The organism is Plesiomonas sp. (assembly GCF_051650925.1).
In the GTDB taxonomy this organism is placed as follows: Bacteria; Pseudomonadota; Gammaproteobacteria; order Enterobacterales; family CAMTGL01; genus Plesiomonas.
Genome location: NZ_JBOFRH010000092.1, coordinates 1 through 1,041 on the forward strand (window position 1 = coordinate 1; position 1,041 = coordinate 1,041).

Annotated in this window: 2 protein-coding genes; both read left to right on the forward strand. The window is 50.4% G+C overall.

Features of this window, described 5'->3' with window-relative positions:
- A partial coding sequence (locus ACRC27_RS02050) for an META domain-containing protein (RefSeq protein WP_438639074.1) occupies positions 1-392 on the forward strand: 392 nt, incomplete at its 5' end.
- Positions 393-486: 94 nt separating this feature from the next.
- On the forward strand, positions 487-1,041 hold a 555-nt coding region (locus ACRC27_RS02055), incomplete at its 3' end, for a ceramidase domain-containing protein (protein ID WP_438639075.1).

A 1,041-nucleotide genomic window follows, 5' to 3' on the forward strand; every position in this document is an offset into this window, starting at 1 on the left:
CTACTGGTGCGGTATTGCGTTTTAAAGCGCAGCCTGCAGCAACCCTGGAGGGCGCGGATTGGGAGATCATCGGATTTAACAACGGCCGCCATGCTGTTGTAGGGGTGTTGTCTGACACTCGGCTGAGTATGCGCTTTGAGCAGGGGCTGGTATATGGCAGCAGTGGTTGCAATACATATCATGCGAGTTTTTCCGCGGATGATGCTCGCTTGAGCATTGGCCCAGTTCGCAGTACCCGGATGCAGTGCCATGCCGATGGGGTGATGCAACAAGAGCGTGAATTCCTCGCTGCGCTGGAGTCAGTGACCCGATGGGAAATACGCGATGGGTTTTTGGATGCACACCGCGCCGATGGCGAACGTGTATTTAATGCCATTGTCAGTAAGCAATAAAAGCAACACGTCATGGGATAAAAACAGAGGCGATAATGCATAATAATAAGCCTCTCGTCTCTGGTACCACATATTGTCGACAGGAGTTTGCTCTATGAGTATGCGCAATCTGCTACTAATCGGCTTTACCCTTGCCTGTGTGGTTGCTGCCCTGTTGTTACCGGCCATCCCACAGTCGGTGGATTATCATAATTTTGCAGATCAACGCACCTTTTTGGGGATCGAGCATTTCAACAATGTTGCCTCCAATATAGGGTTTTTGCTGGCAGGCTCGTGGGGATTGAGCCTGCTGATACGAAACCGCGTGCAGTTTGAGTGCAGCCAGGAGCGTTGGCTTTATCTGGTATTTTTCTTTGGTATATTTGCGACTGCATTTGGGTCAAGTTACTACCATCTAGCCCCCGACAACGGACGACTCTTCTGGGATCGTTTGCCGATGATGATTACCTTTATGGCGCTGGTTGCTAGCCAGATCTCGGATCGTATCAGCGTACGCACCGGGGTCGTGTTATCAGTGCCGATGTTGCTTATCGGTATCTCATCAGTCATTTACTGGCGCGTGACAGAAGAACAAGGCATGGGTAATGTGCTGCCTTATGCAATACTTCAGGCCTATACGGTGTTGGCGCTGCTTTTTCTGGCTATTATG